General features: G+C 66.3%; 3 protein-coding genes. 2 read left to right on the forward strand and 1 reads right to left on the reverse strand.

What is annotated here, in order from left to right; all coding sequences use genetic code 11:
- Nucleotides 1–192 precede the first annotated feature (192 nt).
- The gene (locus ACW7G0_RS05705; protein ID WP_456988220.1) at nucleotides 193–14,628 is read left to right on the forward strand and encodes an autotransporter-associated beta strand repeat-containing protein; all 14,436 of its coding nucleotides are present in this window, start codon (nucleotides 193–195) and stop codon (nucleotides 14,626–14,628) included.
- A 38-nt stretch (nucleotides 14,629–14,666) separates the two neighbouring features.
- On the forward strand, nucleotides 14,667–15,434 hold the full coding sequence (locus ACW7G0_RS05710) for a SapC family protein (protein WP_456988221.1): 768 nt from the start codon (nucleotides 14,667–14,669) through the stop codon (nucleotides 15,432–15,434).
- Nucleotides 15,435–15,592: 158 nt separating this feature from the next.
- Here ACW7G0_RS05710 and ACW7G0_RS05715 read toward each other — a convergent pair whose 3' ends face one another.
- The gene (locus tag ACW7G0_RS05715; RefSeq protein ID WP_456988222.1) at nucleotides 15,593–17,440 is read right to left on the reverse strand and encodes a fibronectin type III domain-containing protein; all 1,848 of its coding nucleotides are present in this window, start codon (nucleotides 17,438–17,440) and stop codon (nucleotides 15,593–15,595) included.
- Nucleotides 17,441–17,527 lie beyond the last annotated feature (87 nt).

Below are 17,527 nucleotides of genomic sequence, written 5' to 3' on the forward strand. Positions count from 1 at the left end.
TCGGCGATGGCGGTATGCGGGGAAAATGGGAACGATAGAAATCGTCACAGTCGCCGGTCTGATAAGGCCCGGTGCCATTGCTTTCGACAGTCGAACTGATCCAGTTCATCTCACCTAGATGGTGAGTTTTACCAATCCCGCCATCATGCCCACTCGTGGAATGAGGCCTGCTGCACTACAGGGGAAAAATCCATGGCCGACAGGACGAAGCAGATTCAACGCACTCGTGGTTCGAGAACGCTTTCGAAGAGTCTGCTGTGCACTGCGCTCGCGGCGGTCCTGGCTGCCGGCGTTCCATCGGTCACCCATGCGGAAGATCGTTACTGGGATGCGAACGGCACGGCTGTCGGTTCCGGTGGTTCCGGAACGTGGAACCTGAGCAACCTCAACTGGAGTCCCAACGGCGACGGCGTCAGCGGTCCTTTCGCGCTTCCCTGGAGCAACGCGCTGCTCGACAACGCGATCTTCGGCGGCACCGCCGGAACCGTGAACCTGGGTGATCCGATCGCGGTTCAAAACCTCAACTTCAATACGGCAGGTTATGTCCTCACCGGCGGTACGCTGACGCTCGGCGGCGCATCGCCCACCATCACCACGGCTGGCAGCGCCACGATCAATTCGATCATCGCCGGCACATCGGGTCTCACCAAGGCCGGTGCCGGGACGCTGCAACTGTCGGGCGCAAATACATACAGCGGCGGCATCTCCCTTCTCGGCGGCACCCTGTATGGCGTCACCGACGGTGCACTCGGTGCGGCGGGCAACGACATCACTACCGCGGCAGGCACCACTGTCGGCCTCAGAATAGACGGCGCGGGAACCGCGAGGTCGATCACGATCGGAGATGGCGGCACCCTGACCGTGAGTGGTGCCGGCGTCGGCTCGGCCCTGATCAGCGGAAATGGCAGGGTCAATGTCGCGCCTTCCAACAATGCACTCAGCATCGTCCAGCTGACGAATGACGCCAACAGCTATACCGGCGCAACGATCTTCAACGGCTGCAACGGCGTTTGCAGCGCGTATTTCACCTCGATCGCCGATCTTGGCCTGGCAAGCTCGCTCGGTGCGCCGACGACCGTTGTCGACGGCACGATCGTCTTCAACCAAGCCAGCCAGTACAGCGACAACGTCATCTACGTCGGCGACGGCGACAGTTCGAACAGGAACTGGGATATCAATGGCGGCGCCGCCCAGATCCGGAATCGCGGCACGGGCACCCTGACGATCACAGGCGATGTCGACGTTTCCGCGGGCGCAGCGTTCAACGCGGAAGGTGCGGACATCGAACTGCTGGGTGTCCTGAGCGGGGCCAACTACAACTTCATCGCGAATCCCGGCCGTACCGTCACGTTGGCCGGTGCGAATACGTTTTCCGGCACGGCGAGCATCGGCGGGCTGGTGCGGGCATCGGTGCTGGCGGACGTCGGCAGCGCCAGTTCGCTGGGCATGGGGACAAGCATCAACCTGAGCAACGGCATCCTCAGCTATACGGGAGGCGGTTCGAGCAGCAACCGGACATGGGGCGTCAACGGTGCCAACAGCATCCTCAACGATGGCAGCGGCGCGCTGGCACTGAGCGGGGGTCTTGCCTTCAATCCCGGCAATCCAGCCATCGACACCCTGACACTTGGCGGTAGTTTCGCGGGCAACAACAGCTTCTCCGGGATCATCTCGGGCAACGGCAACCTGGTCAGCGCCGGTTTGGGAACCTGGAGCCTGGACGGCGCGAACACATTCATTGGGTCGGTGACGGTCAACAACGGCGTCCTGCGTGCCGGCAATGCCTCGGCGTTCGGGGAGGCGACGGGCTTCACCGTCAACGGCGGCACGCTGGATTTGAACAGCTTCGATCTCATTGCACCTTCGATTGCCGGAACCGGCGGGTCGATTGCTTTGGGCAGCGCCACCCTGACCGTCAAGGCGACCACAGCGCAGAGCTATGCAGGCAGCATCGCTGGTAGCGGCGGTCTCACCAAGAGCGGTGCGGGCACGCTGACCCTTACCGGCGCCAGCACCTACAGTGGCGCCACGACGATCAACGGCGGCAGGCTCGCGCTTGACTTCACCGGCGCCGGCGGCCCCGCCAACAACATTCTTTCGGCATCGTCGCCCCTGGTCCTGTCCGGCGGCGTCCTCGACGTCCTGGGCGCGGCAGGGGAAAACAACAGCCAGGCCTTCAACGGGCTGACGGTGAACGCGGGTAGCAACACGGTGCGCGCGATCGCGGGCGCGGGCGGGTCGGTGGACCTCAGCCTCGGCGCGATCACCCGCGCCGGCGGACTCGTCAACTTCGTACTGCCGACCGCCGGTGCCATTTCCACAACCAACGCAGACGGATTGCTTGGCGGCTGGGCGACCATCGCCGGAACCGACTACGCCAAGGTTGTGGGCGGGGACATCGTCGCGTTCGACGAGACCGACTACACCGACAAGGACGATGCCGGCACCTGGCTGACCGGCGAGATCATCAGCGACACCGAAGGCCTTGCCGATTCGCCTTTCTTCGGCACCGTCGGCGGCGATGTCGCTCTGGGCGGCCTGCGCTATACCGCCGCCGCGGACTCCACTGTCACGATCGGGGCAGGAAACACGCTCGGCGTCGACGGGACGATCATCGTCGCGCCCAGTGTGGCCGACAATGATCAGACCATCACCGGCGGTTCCCTGACCAGCGGCATCGGTGGGGGTGCGCTCGGGCTTCAGCAGAACGGCGAGGGCACCTTCACGATCGGCTCGACGATCGTCGACAACACCGGCGTTACGTCCTTCGCCAAGGGCGGCGCCGGATTGGCGGTGTTGACCGGTGCCAACACCTACACCGGTACGACGACGCTGACCGACGGCACCCTCCGGGTCGGCAGCATCGGCAACGGCGGCGTCGCGAGCAATATCGGCGCGTCCACGGCGGCATCGTCGAATCTCGTCCTTGAGGGCGGAACCCTTCAGTACGGGGGAGCGACCGCCACCACCGACCGCGGGTTCACGCTCGTCAACGGCAGCCCTTCCAGGACGATCGAAGTCTCCAATGGCGCGACCGACCTGACGTTCACGGGGCAGGTGACCAGCCCGGACGACGCCGGCTTCATCAAGACCGGCGCGGGGACGCTGACGCTCGCCAACGCCGCGAACGATTACGTCGGCGTGACCACGGTCACCGGCGGCACGCTGGCCGCGACCACGCTCACCGACGGTGGAGTCGCCAGCAGCATCGGCGCGGCATCGAACGACCCCGCTAACATCGTGCTCGCGGGCGGAACGCTCGCCTACACCGGCGCCACGACCGGCAGCAACCGGGGGATGACGTTCGGAGCCGGCGGCGGCGGGATCGGCGTGACCGATGCCGCCAGCACACTGACGCTCTCCGGTGTTCTCACTGGCACCAGCCTGCGCAAGACGGGTGCGGGCACGCTCGTGCTCGGCGGAGCCAACACCTACGCGAACGGGACCTCGATCAACGAGGGTATCCTGCGCGCCGGATCCGAAAACGTATTCGGCAGCGGCGGCATGAGCGTCGCCGCTGGAACCTTGCTCGACCTCGACAACTTCAACAACGCGGTCACCACGTTGAACGGAGCCGGAGACATCGATCTCGGCTCGGCCACCCTCACCGTCAATAGCGGCGGCACGTTCACCGGCACGATCAGCGGCAGCGGCGGACTCACGCGCTCGGGAACCAACCAGTTCACGTTGACCCTCGACGGCTGCAACAACACCTACACCGGCACCACCACCATCACCAACGGCACCACGCTCGCCACCGACTGCCTTGCCGATGGCGGCGCGGCAAGCGGCATCGGCGCGTCCAGCAACGCACCGTCCAGCCTGGTGCTCAGCAACGGAATCCTGAACTACACCGGCGGCACGGCGATCACGGATCGCGGCTTCACGGTGGCCGGCACCGGCGCCATGCGCGTGAATTCCGCCGCGACGACGCTCGAGTTCACCGGCGACATCCTGGGTCCGGGCGGTTTGCGCAAGGATGGTCCCGGCACGCTCGTCCTGTCAGGCGTGAACAGCTCAACGGGCAATGCCCGGGTCACCGGCGGAATCCTGCGCGCGGGGTCGACCACGGCGCTGGGCAGCGGCGCGCTCACGCTCGACAATGCCGCGGGCGTATTGCTCGACCTCGACGGCTTCGACAACAGCGTCGGCTTTCTCGCCGGCGGCGGCGCGAACGGCGGCGACATCGAGCTGGACGGCGCGACGCTCACCATAAATGCCGGCAACAGCTACGCGAACGCCAACTACGCGGGCGCGATCACGGGCAGCGGCGACCTCGTCAAGAATGGCGGAAGCATCCAGCAGTTGTCGGGCTGCTCCAGCAGCTACGACGGCGTCACCACCATCAATGGCGGCACGATCGCCGTGGCATGCCTGGATGATGGCGGGGCCAACAGTTCGATCGGATCGTCCTCGGCTGCGGCGAGCAATCTCGTCCTCAATGGCGGCACGCTGCAGTACATCGGCGCGGGCGGGAGCACCGACCGGCAGTTCACGCTGGGACCATCGGCCACGAGCGGGCTCGACGCATCCGGAGCCGGGGCGATCGCCTTCACCGATACATCGGCGATCTCGTTCTCGACCCCGAACACTGCGCAGGCGCTGACGCTCGGTGGCACCAGCACCGGCGACAACACGCTCGCCGCCCGGATCACGGACAACGGAACCGGTGTCACCCGCCTGAGCAAGACCGGTGCGGGCACCTGGATCCTGACCAATTCCGCCAGCGACTACACCGGCATCACCACGATCAGCGGTGGCGTCCTCGGCGTGGACAAATTTTCCGACGGCGGCGTTGCCAGCAGCATCGGCGCATCCTCCGCGGACGCCGCGAACCTGGTCATCGGCAACGGCTCGACCTTGCGCTACACGGGCTCCGGCGACACCACGAACCGCCTGTTCACGCTCTCTTCTGGCGTCACCTTCATCGAATCCTCCGGTACGGGCGCGATCGTCTTCACCGACACCGGTCCGGTGACGCTCCAAGGCAACAACCAGGCGCGCACGATCGCGCTGGGCGGAACCAACACCGGCCTCAACACGCTTGCCGGATCGATCGGAAACGCTGGCACCGGCGTCACCACGCTGGCGAAGAACGACAGCGGCACCTGGGTGCTGACGGGAAACCACAGCTACACCGGTTCGACCAACGTCAACGGCGGCATGCTGTTCATCGGCAATGGCGGCACGACTGGCTCGGTCGCCAGTGCCACGATCAACAATTTCGGCATGCTGGGCTTCAATCGCAGCGATGCCATCACCTATGGCGGCTCGATCGTAGGCACCGGCTCCCTGCTCCAGGCGGGGACGGGCACGACCGTTCTCACCGGCTCGAGCAGCTATTCGGGCGGCACCACGATCGACGCGGGAACGCTCCAGCTCGGCGATGGTGGGGCGACGGGCAGCATCGTCGGCGATGTCGTGAACGACGGGGCGCTGGTCTTCAACCGCAACAACAACTACACCTTCGACGGTGTCATCTCCGGCGGCGGGGCAGTCGCCCAGGACGGCTCGGGCACGACGATCCTGACGGGCACCAACAGCTATGCGGGCGGGACGACGATCAACGCCGGTACGCTGCAGATCTCGAACGACGCGAACCTGGGCGCCGCCGCAGGCGAGCTGACGTTCGACGGCGGCACGCTGCGCGCCACCGCCGATATCGCCAGCGGTCGCGACGTGACATTGACGGGTGCGGGTACGGTGCTGACCGATGCGGGCACGACCTTCGAACTGGGTGGCACAGCCTCGGGCGCGGGCGCCCTCACCAAGTCGGCCGCGGGCACGCTGGTACTGACGGCGGACAACGACTACAGCGGCGGCACGACGATCGCGGGCGGCACGCTGCAGCTCGGCACGGGCGGCACCAGCGGCTGGATCCTGGGCGACGTCGTGAACAACGGCACGCTGGTGTTCGATCGTTCCGACGACGTGACCTTCGCCGGCCTCGTTTCCGGCAGCGGCGGGATGATCCAGAACGGCTCCGGTGTCGTCACGCTGACGGCCGACAACAACTATGGCGGCGCGACCGTGCTTAACACCGGCACGTTGCTGGTCAACGGCGACCAGGCGGCGGCGACCGGGCTGACGACGGTCAATACCGGCGCGACGCTGGGCGGCTTCGGCGTCATCGGCGGCGACGTTGTCGTGAACAATGGCGGCACCCTGTCGCCAGGCGACAGCGCCGGCACGCTGACGATCGGCGGAAACCTGTCGCTGTCCACCGGCTCCGTGCTGGATTTCGAATTCGGCGAAGCGAATGTCGTCGGTGGTCCGCTCAACGACCTCGTCGAGGTCGGCGGCAACCTCGTGCTCGACGGCACGATCAATGTCAGCGTGCCCACGGGCGGCGACTTCGGCGGCGGCATCTACCGCGCCTTCAACTATGGTGGCACGCTGGCCGACAACGGCCTCAACCTCGGAACGCTGCCCGCTGGTGCCGAAGTCACGGTCCAGACATCCGTGGCCGGTCAGGTCAACCTGGTCAATTCCGCGGGGCTGGAACTGAATTTCTGGGACGGCGATGCCGGTCCGAAGTTCAATGACATGGTCGATGGCGGCGCGGGTACTTGGCACCTGGGCGGCACCGACAACAACTGGACGGGTCTGGACGGATCCATCAACGCCGGTTATGCGGACGGCAGCTTCGCGGTTTTCGCCGGCGTCGGTGACTCGGTCACGATCGACAACGGCGACGGTGCGGTCACGGCGTCGGGCTTGCAATTCGCGAGCGATGGTTATGTCATCACCGGTGACGCGCTGACGCTGGCCGAAGCGGAGTCGGTGATCCGTGTCGGTGACGGCACCGCGACTGGCGCCGGATTCATAGCGACCATCGCGGCCGAACTCGCCGGCAACGCGGGGCTCGTGAAGACCGACTTCGGCACGCTGGTGCTGACGGACACGAACACCTATTCGGGCGGCACCAGGATCAACGGAGGCACGCTGCAGCTGGGCGACGGTGGAACCAGCGGTTCTATCCTGGGTGATGTCGTCAACGACGGCACGCTGGCATTCAACCGTTCGGACGACGCGATCTTCGACGGGATCATCTCCGGCAGTGGCGGGGTGGTGAAGCAGGGCGGCGGTGTCGTCACGCTCGCCGGCGCCAACGGCTACCTGGGCGGGACGACGATCGAGGGCGGCACGCTCCGGATTTCGAGCGACGCCAATCTCGGCGCCGCGAGCGGCGGACTGACCTTCGACGGTGGCACGCTGAACACGACGTCCGACATCACCAGCGCCCGCGCTGCGGCACTCGCGGGCGCTGGTACGATCCTGACCGATGCGGGTACGACCTTCGAACTCGGCGGTACGATCTCGGGCGCGGGCAATCTCGTCAAGACAGGCCTCGGAACACTGATTCTGACCGGCAGCAATACCTATGCGGGTGGAACGACGATCGACGCGGGCGGCCAGCTGCAACTCGGCAATGGGGGCACCAGCGGTTCAATCACGGGCGATGTCGCAAACGACGGCACGCTGGCGTTCAACCGCTCGGATGCAATGGCCTTCGACGGAACCATCTCCGGCGACGGCGCGGTGGTGAAGCAAGGGGACGGTGTGCTCACGCTCACCGCCATCAACGGCTACCTCGGCGGGACGACAATCGAGGACGGCACCCTGCGGATTTCGAGCGATGCCAATCTCGGTGCCGTCACTGGCGGACTGACGTTCGACGGCGGCATGCTGAACACCACCGCCGATATTGCCAGCGGTCGCGACGTGACGCTGGCGGACACCGGCACGATCCTGACCGACGCCGACACGAGCTTCGAACTCGGCGGCACGATCTCTGGCGCAGGTGATCTCACCAAGGCGGGCCTCGGGACACTGATCCTGACCGGCACTAACACTTATGCCGGCGGGACGACAATCAACGCCGGCACGCTGCAGATGTCAAACGACGCGAACCTCGGCGCCGCCGCAGGCGGGCTGACGTTCGACAGCGGCACGCTGCGCAGCACCGCCGACATCGCCAGCGGTCGTGACGTGACATTGACGGGTGCGGGTACGGTGCTGACCGATGCGGGCACCACCTTCGAACTCGACGGCACGGTCTCGGGCGCGGGCGCGTTCACCAAGTCGGGCGCGGGCACGCTGGTACTGACGGCGGACAACGACTATGCCGGCGGCACGACGATAGCGGGCGGCACGCTGCAGCTCGGAGCGGGCGGCACCAGTGGCTGGATCCTGGGCGACGTCGCGAACAACGGCATGCTGGTGTTCAATCGATCCGACGACACGACCTTCGCCGGTCTCGTTTCCGGCACTGGCACGATGGTGAAGCAGGGCGGCAACATCCTCACCCTGACCGCCGACAACGACTACAGCGGCGGCACGACGATAGCGGGCGGCACGCTGCAACTCGGCGCGGGCGGCACCAGCGGCTGGATCCTGGGCGACGTCGCGAACAACGGCACGCTGGTGTTCGATCGTTCCGACGACGTGACCTTCGCCGGTCTCGTTTCCGGCAGCGGCGGGATGATCCAGAACGGCTCCGGTGTCGTCACGCTGACGGCCGACAACAGCTATGGCGGGGCGACCGTGCTTAACACCGGTACGCTGCTGGTCAACGGCGACCAGGCGGCGGCGACCGGGCTGACGACGGTCAATTCCGGTGCGACGCTGGGCGGCTTCGGCGTCCTCGGCGGCGACGTCGTCGTGAACAATGGCGGCACCCTGTCGCCAGGCGACAGCGTCGGCACGCTGACGATCGGCGGAAACCTGTCGCTGTCCACCGGCTCCGTGCTGGATTTCGAATTCGGCGAAGCGAATGTTGTTGGCGGTCCGCTCAACGACCTCGTCGAGGTCGGCGGCAACCTCGCGCTCGACGGCACGATCAATGTCAGCGTGTCCGCAGGCGGCGACTTCGGTGGCGGCATCCACCGTGTCTTCAACTATGGGGGCATGCTGGCCGACAACGGCCTCAACCTCGGCACGCTGCCCGCTGGTGCCGAAGTCACGGTCCAGACATCCGTGGCCGGTCAGGTCAACCTGGTCAATTCCGCGGGGCTGGAACTGAATTTCTGGGACGGCGATGCCGGTCCGAAGTTCAATGACATGGTCGATGGCGGTGCGGGTACTTGGCACCTGGGCGGCACCGACAACAACTGGACGGGTCTGGACGGATCCATCAACGCCGGTTATGCGGACGGCAGCTTCGCGGTTTTCGCCGGCGTCGGTGACTCGGTCACGATCGACAACGGCGACGGTGCGGTCACGGCGTCGGGCTTGCAATTCGCGAGCGACGGCTATGTCATCACCGGTGACGCGCTGACGCTGGCCGAAGCGGAGTCGGTGATCCGTGTCGGTGACGGCACCGAGGCGGGTGCGGGGTATACCACGACCATCGCGGCGGAACTTGTCGGCGACGGCGTGCAGCTGGTGAAGACCGACCTCGGCACGCTCGTGCTGACAGGCGAAAACACCTATTCGGATGGCACCAGGATCAGCGGAGGAACGCTGCAGCTGGGCGATGGCGGCGCGAGCGGTTCGATCCTGGGCGATGTCGTCAACGACGGCACACTGGCATTCAACCGTTCGGACGACGTGAGCTTCGACGGGATCATCTCCGGCAGTGGCGGGGTGGTGAAGCAGGGCGGCGGTGTCGTCACGCTCGCCGGCGCCAACGGCTACCTGGGCGGGACAACGATCGAGGGCGGCACGCTCCGGATTTCGAGCGACGCCAATCTCGGCGCCGCCGAGGGCGGACTGACTTTCGACGGCGGCACGTTGAACACGACGGCCGACATCACCAGCGGCCGAGATGCGGTACTCGTGGGCGCGGGTACGATCCTGACCGATGCGGGTACGACCTTCGAACTCGGCGGCACGATCTCGGGCGCGGGCGGACTTGCCAAGACAGGCCTGGGGACACTGGTCCTGACCGGCACCAACACCTATGCGGGTGGAACGGCGATCGCCGCGGGCGGCCAGCTGCAAATCGGCAATGGCGGCGCCACCGGTTCAATCACGGGCGATGTCGCCAACGACGGCACGCTGGCGTTCAACCGCTCGGACGACCTGGCCTTCGACGGAACGATTTCCGGCGACGGCGCGGTCGTGAAGCAGGGCGGCGGCGTGCTCACGCTCACCGCCATCAACGGCTACCTCGGCGGGACGACAATCGCGGACGGCACGCTGCGGATTTCGAGCGATGCCAATCTCGGCGCCGTCACCGGCGGACTGACGTTCGACGGCGGCACGCTGAACACGACGGCCGACATCAGCAGCGGCCGCGGTGCGGTACTCGCGGATGCGGGCACGATCCTGACCGACGCCGACACGAGCTTCGAAGTCGGCGGCACGATCTCTGGCGCAGGAGATCTCACCAAGGCGGGCATAGGCGCGCTGGTGCTGACGGCGGACAACGACTATGCCGGCGGCACGACGATCGCGGGCGGCACGCTGCAGCTCGGCACGGGCGGCACCAGCGGCTGGATTCTGGGCGACGTCGCGAACAACGGCACGTTGGTGTTCAACCGTTCCGACGACGTGACCTTCGCCGGTCTCGTTTCCGGCACCGGCACGGTGGTGAAGCAGGGCGGCAACATCCTCACGCTGACCGCCGACAACGACTACAGCGGCGGCACGACGATCGCGGGCGGCACACTGCAACTCGGCGCGGGCGGCACCAGCGGCTGGATCCTGGGCGATGTCGCCAACGACGGCACGCTGGAGTTCGACCGATCCGACGACGCGACCTTCACCGGTCTCGTTTCCGGCAGCGGCGTAGTCGTCCAGAACGGCTCCGGTGTCGTCACGCTGACGGCCGATAACAGTTATGGCGGCGCGACGGTACTGAACGCCGGCACGCTGCTGGTCAACGGCGACCAGTCGGCGGCGACCGGCGCCACCACGGCGAGTGGCGGCACGACGCTGGGTGGCGCGGGCATTATCGGTGGTGACGTTGCCATCGCCAGCGGGGCCAGCATCAACCCCGGTCTTGCCGGCGCAACGCCCGGCGTGCTCACGATCAATGGCGATCTGTCGCTCGCCAGCGGCGCCATGCTCAACTACGACTTCGGAGAGTCCGATGTCGTCGGTGGCGCATTCAACGACCTGATCGACGTCGGTGGCGATCTGGTGCTCGGCGGTACCCTCGACGTCGCCACGAGCGCCGGCGGCAGCTTCGGACCTGGCATCTACCGCGTGCTCAACTACGGAGGCGCGCTGAGCGGGCCGGGCCTGACGTTGGGCACCCTGCCGTCGGGCACGGATTTCTATGTGCAGACGTCAGTCGCTCATGAGGTCAACCTCATCAACACCAGCGGCCTGGCACTGCGCTTCTGGGACGGTGCCGCAGGTGGGCGCAACGACGGCACGATCACCGGCGGCGACGGCATCTGGCAGAACACGGCCGGCAACGACAACTGGACGACCGACGACGGCTCGATCAACGCGCCGTTCCTCGACAGCGCGTTCGCGATCTTTCAGGGGACGGGAGGCACCGTCACCGTGGACGACAGCTTGGGTGCCATCAACGTCACCGGCATGCAGTTCGCGGCCGACGGCTATGAGATCGAGGGCGACCGTATCGATCTGGTCGGGTCGCAGGCGATCCTCCGCGTCGGCGACGGCACCGACCAGGGGAGTGACTACACCACCACCATCGCGGCGGAACTGGCCGGTTCGGCGCAACTGGTGAAGAGCGACGCCGGCACGCTGGTCCTGTCGGGCGCAAACAGCTATGCGGGCGGCACGCTGATCGATGGCGGCACGCTCCAGATCTCGAACGACGCCAACCTCGGCGTGGTGGCGGGCGGGCTCGGCTTCGATGGCGGCACGCTTCATACGACGGCCGATGTGGCATCGGGCCGCGATGTCGTGCTCACCGGCGCAGGTGGGACCGATGTCGATGCGGACACCTCGCTCGTACTTTCCGGCGCACTGTCGGGCGCGGGCGGCTTCTCCAAGCTCGGTGACGGCACGCTGGTGCTGTCCGGAGCAGGCAGCAACAGCGGCGGAATGAGCGTTGATGCAGGCACGCTGCTTCTCAACGGCAACTATGCGGCCGCGACGGGTCCGACCAACGTCTTGCTGGGGGCGACACTGGGTGGCACCGGCACGATCGGCGGCGATGTGACGCTTGCCGACGGCGCGGTCCTCACTCCAGGGGCAGGCGGGCCGGGCACGCTCACCATCGACGGCAATCTCTCGCTCGCCTCCGGCAGCCTGCTTGCCTTCGAGTTCGGCGAAGCCAACGTAGCAGGCGGAGCGCTCAATGACCTCGTCAACGTAGGCGGCGACCTCGTGCTCGACGGCATGATCGACGTGTCCGTGCCGGCAGGCGGCGACTTCGGGGCCGGCGTCTACCGGGTGTTCAACTACGGTGGATCGTTGACCAACAACGGCCTCGAGCTCGGCACGCTGCCCGATGGCAGCAACGCGGCGGTGCAGACCTCGATCACGGGGCAGGTCAACCTGGTCAACAGCGCGGGCCTCACGCTCAACTTCTGGGACGGTGCGGCCGGTCCGAAGAACGATAGCGTCATCAATGGTGGCGGCGGCGTGTGGCAGAACAGCGCCGGCAATGACAACTGGACCAATGCGACCGGAGCGGTGAATGCACCGTACACCGACGACGCTTTCGCGGTCTTCGGTGGCACCGGCGGTACTGTCGAAGTCGACAACGGCCTGGGCGCCGTCTCGGCGAGCGGCATGCAGTTCGCGGCCGATGGCTACACGATCGTCGGCGACGACATCGCCCTTGCCGGACTGGAGGCGACGATCCGGGTCGGTGACGGCACCACGGTCGGCTCTGGCTACACCGCCACCATCGATTCGGTGCTCGATGGCGAGGCCCGGCTCGTGAAGACCGATGCGGGCACGCTGGTGCTGACGGCGGACAACGGCTATGCCGGCGGCACGCTGATCAGCGGCGGCACGCTCCAGATCGCAAGCGATACCAATCTCGGTGCGGCGGCGGGCAACGTCACGCTCGGCGGCGGTACGCTGGCGACGAGCGCCGACCTCACCAGCGCACGCGGGATCGAACTCGCGGGCAACGGGACGATCGCGACCGCGACGGATACGACCTTCACTTTCGGTGGACTGTTCTCCGGTTCGGGGACATTGTCCAAGGCCGGAGCAGGCACGCTGCTCGTCACCGGCGACAACGACAGCTTTGCCGGCATGGCGGCGGTTACCGCCGGCACGCTCGATGTGCAGGGCAGCCTGGGAGGTGAGTTGAACGTGCAGACGAACGGACGCCTTCAAGGAACCGGTCGGGTCGGCAGCATCACCAACGCGGGTGTCGTGGCGCCCGGCAGCAGTATCGGCACGCTGACCGTCGCGGGCGACTATGTGGGCAGCGGCGGCACGCTGGAGATCGAGGCCGCGCTCGGCGACGATCTTTCGGCCACGGACCGGCTGGTGGTGAACGGCGCCACCTCCGGCGACACCCTGGTCACCGTGATCAACCGCGGCGGGCTCGGCGCGCAGACCGTCGAAGGCATCAAGATCGTCGATGTCGCCGGCGCCTCGAACGGCGCGTTCGCACTGGATGGCGACTACGTGTTCCAGGGCGAGCAGGCGGTGATCGCCGGCGCCTTCGGCTATCGCCTCTACAAGAACGGCGTTGCTGAGCCCGGGGACGGCGACTGGTATTTGCGTTCGTCGCTGCTCGACGGTTCCTCGCCCGGCGATCCGGACACGGATACGCTCTACCAACCTGGCGTCCCGGTGTATGAAGGCTATTCGCAGACCCTGCTTGCGCTCAGTAACCTTTCGACCCTGCAACAGCGGGTCGGGAACCGCTTCTGGGGGGTGGAACTCGTCGGAGCCGGCGTGGGTATCTGGGGCCGGGTGGAGTCCAGTAATCAGCGCCCGGAGCCCATCTCCTCGACCAGCGGTGCCGATCGGAACATCGACAGCCGGCAAATTCAGATGGGCATCGATGCGCTCGTGTCCGAGCGTGAGGATGGCTCGGTGCTGATTGGCGGGGTCAGCGTGCACGATGGTAGGGCCGATGCCAGCGTCACTTCGATCTTCGGCAACGGTTCGATCGATACCCACGCCCATGGTCTTGGCGCAACGCTCACATGGTACGGCCCACAGGGGTTCTACCTGGATGCCCAGACGAAGCTCAGCTGGTTCGCAAGTGACCTGAACTCAGCCACGCTTGGTAATCTCGTCAAAAGCAACAACGGCAAGGGCGAAGCGGTCAGCGTCGAGGTCGGCAAGCGGTACGCGGTGAGCGACGAGCTTGCGCTGACGCCGCAGTTCCAGGCGATCTATGCCCATGTCGACTTCGATCGCTATGCCGACCCGGCGGGCGCAATCGTTTCGGCGGACAAGGGCAGCAGCTTGAAGACCCGCGGGGGGGTCTCGCTCGACCACCAGACGAGCTGGAGCAGCGCCTCGGGCGACGTCCGTCGCACGCATCTGTATGGCCTGGCCAATCTGACCTACGAATGGCGCGACGGCACCGGCGTCGATGTCTCCGGCACGTCGATCGGCAGCCGCGATCGCAGGATGTGGGGCGAACTGGGCCTCGGCGGCAGCTATAACTGGGGCCGCGGCGCATACACGATTTACACTGAAATCTCTGCCGACACGCCCATCGCCGACTTCGGTAATGCATACGGCTTCAAGGGAACCATCGGCATCAGGGCCAGCTTCTGAGCGAGCGCCTGAAGCACTCAACATCTACAGGAGACATTATGACCACCGGTTTCGCCAACACTACGGATACTCCCGCGGCATCAGCACTGCCGCTGTTCTACCGCAAGCCCACGGTTCTTCACTCGGAAACGCACGCAAGCTGGCGGTTGAAGGACGGTGATACGGCTTTTGCCGCCAGCACGCCGTATGTGCCGATCGTCATAGGCGAAATCGGCGAGGCCAGCCGTAGCTATCCGGTGGTCTTTGCCGGCGACACACTCCTTCCCGTCGTGATCCTGGGACTCTGCGAAGGAGAGAATCTCTTCGTCGAGGAGAGCACATGGGCCCCGGAACATTATGTTCCCGCCTACGTGAGGCGCTATCCATTCGGCTTTGTCTCGATTCCGCAATCGGAGCGCTTTGCGCTGGCCCTGGATACGGCGTCCGAACGCGTCGTCCGCGAGGGTGAGGAGGGCATGCCGCTGTTCGAGGAGGGCGGCCCCAGCCATCTCACTGGTCAGGCCCTGCAGTTCTGCGAGGCCTATCAGGCGGAATTCGTGGGCACGCAGTCCTTCGTTGCCGCGCTTCGGGACCACGATCTTCTGATCGACAAGCGGGCGGACGCGACGCTTGCCGACGGCAGACGCTACGCGCTGGATGGCTTCCAGGTCGTCGATCCGGATCGTTTCAGGGATCTGGACCAGGCGACGATCGTGGATTGGCATCGCAAGGGCTGGCTTTCGCTGGTCAGTCTGCATCTGGCCTCCCTTGGACGGCTGTCGGCTCTCATGGAACGGCAGGTCCGTCGCGTGGCGCAAGGCGGCTAAGTCCCCAGACACCTGACATCGCCGTGAGTACCAGGAAGAAACATCCGAACTGACCTGCGCGTGCCTGGTCGGCTATTCCGCGCGTTGGCAAAGATCGGATGAACTGGCGGCCCGAAGCATCGTCTTGACGATGAGAGAGGCCGCCAGCAATGCCGCTGCTACTTTTCGATCGTGAATTCGTCCAGCACGTTGCCCTGGAGGTCATAGGCCTTGTAAGCCAGACGCCCGCCATCGATGTCGATCACCTGATAGGTCGAGGTGTCGGTGAAGCGCTTGGCGATGTACGGGGCGTCGGACTGCTTGTACATCTTGGTGCCGGCCACCGCATGGATGTAGACCGGGCCCTCGGCCGGCGAGGACACCACCTGGTCGCCTTTCATCGGGAAGGTGCGCAGGTAGGCGTGGTCGTCACCTTGCAGGACGAGGTCGACGCCGTGCTTCTCGAATACCGGTCCCCACGCCGCCTTGAGCTCGGGTTGGCCGCGGTCATTGGGCTTGGTCGAATACAGCGGATGGTGGTAGACCACGAATTTCCACTGTGCGTCCGAGGCGGCCAGGGTCCGATCCAGCCACTCGGTCTGATGCTCGGGCGGCAGGTTCGAGTCGAGCACCACGAACTGGGCGCCGGCGTACTCCATCGCGTAGACGCGTTCGGGTTCGACGCCGGCCGGGCCGTTGCGAGGCAGGTCGAACTGGTCGACGTAGAGCGCGGCGCGGCCCTGGTCGACTTCGTGGTTTCCGAGCGCCGGCACCAGCGGGCGATTGTCGTAGACGCCACCGGAGTTTTGGAACAGCAGATCCCAGTCGTCGCGGCGCTCGCCCCAGTTCACCAGGTCGCCGGCCATGACGTAGAACGCGGCCTCCGGGTGCGCGGTGCGGGCCTTGCGAACCAGTCCGCCCCAGGTATCCAGGCCATTCTGGGCGTCGCCCATATAGACGAAGCTGAAGGCCTCGTCCTGCGCCGGTGCGGTGGTGAAGCGACGCGTCTCGCCCCATGCCTGACCGTCGCCGATCGCATAGTGGTAAGCGGTGCCCGGCTGCAGACCCTGCAGCGCGACGGTGTGGCGCGTGACCTTCGGGTCGTTGGCCACGTCGGGCGTGTGGATCTCATGGCTATCGGCTTCGATCACAACCGGGGCCGCATCGCTGCCTTCCACGGTGTAACGCAGGCGGCTGTTGGCGCTGCCCGGCGCGGTCCGCCATTGCACCGACTGGGTGGTGCGCGGGTCGCCGTTCCAGGTCAGCACCACATGGTCGGCATCGGCGCTGCTCGGGTGAGGCGTGTTGCGGAACCAGCCCAGCAGGCGCGCCTCGTCCTCGCGATCTTCCAACGTGCGCACCAGGGTCAGGCCGTCCAGTGCCGGATCGATCCGGTCGAGCGCGTCCTCCTCGTCGGCGTAGACCGGTTCCCCGACCGTAGCGGTGCCCAAGGACATTGCGGCAGGCTGCATCGCAACGACCGCAGGTGCGGCACCGCCTGTTTCGGCCGGGCCGACCAGCACGAAGTAGGGCTTGATCCCGCCCTCGATGGACGGGACGCCCAGGTCGACCGGACCCGCCGGGACCTGCTTGCGCCACGCGATGTAGGTGTCGTCGCCATCGACAACGGCATCAAGGGCGGCGCGTTCGAAACCCTGGGCTTCAAGCCAGAACGGCTCGGCTTCCGAGTCCGGCGACTGCATCACGTAAATGCTGGCCGGCGCGTCGACGGTGAAGTGCAGGAAGCCGGTCGAAAGCAGTTCCAGCTCGTCCGGAGTGAGCAAGGGCAGGACGTCGTCCACGCCCGCATCGGCGAGGTCGACGGCAGGCAGTTGCTGCAGCATGCGCGCGCGGATCGCGCCAACCGCGGCGGTGACCGGAGTCGCCGCCTCGACGCCGGCATTGGCCGCTACGACCGCGGTGACTTCCGGCGTGGCGCCGCTGTCGGGTGCGGGCGAGCAGGCGGCAAGCAGGCCGATGGCCAGCGCGGTGGAAAGCAGCGAGCGCAGGGTGGGGTGCAGGTTCATCAGAGGTCTCCATAACGGGTGTCGCGAAATACGCAAAAGGCCGGACCAGGCGGCATCCACCGCACGGCCCGGCCCGAAGGAGGCGCG

The sequence above is a fragment of the Lysobacter sp. A286 genome (assembly GCF_054052105.1).

Coding starts and splice junctions, on each gene's coding strand:
- ACW7G0_RS05705 (WP_456988220.1), top strand. CDS start 193: ATGGCCGACAGGACGAAGCAGATTCAACGCACTCGTGGTTCGAGAACG.
- ACW7G0_RS05710 (WP_456988221.1), top strand. CDS start 14,667: ATGACCACCGGTTTCGCCAACACTACGGATACTCCCGCGGCATCAGCA.
- ACW7G0_RS05715 (WP_456988222.1), bottom strand. CDS start 17,440: ATGAACCTGCACCCCACCCTGCGCTCGCTGCTTTCCACCGCGCTGGCC.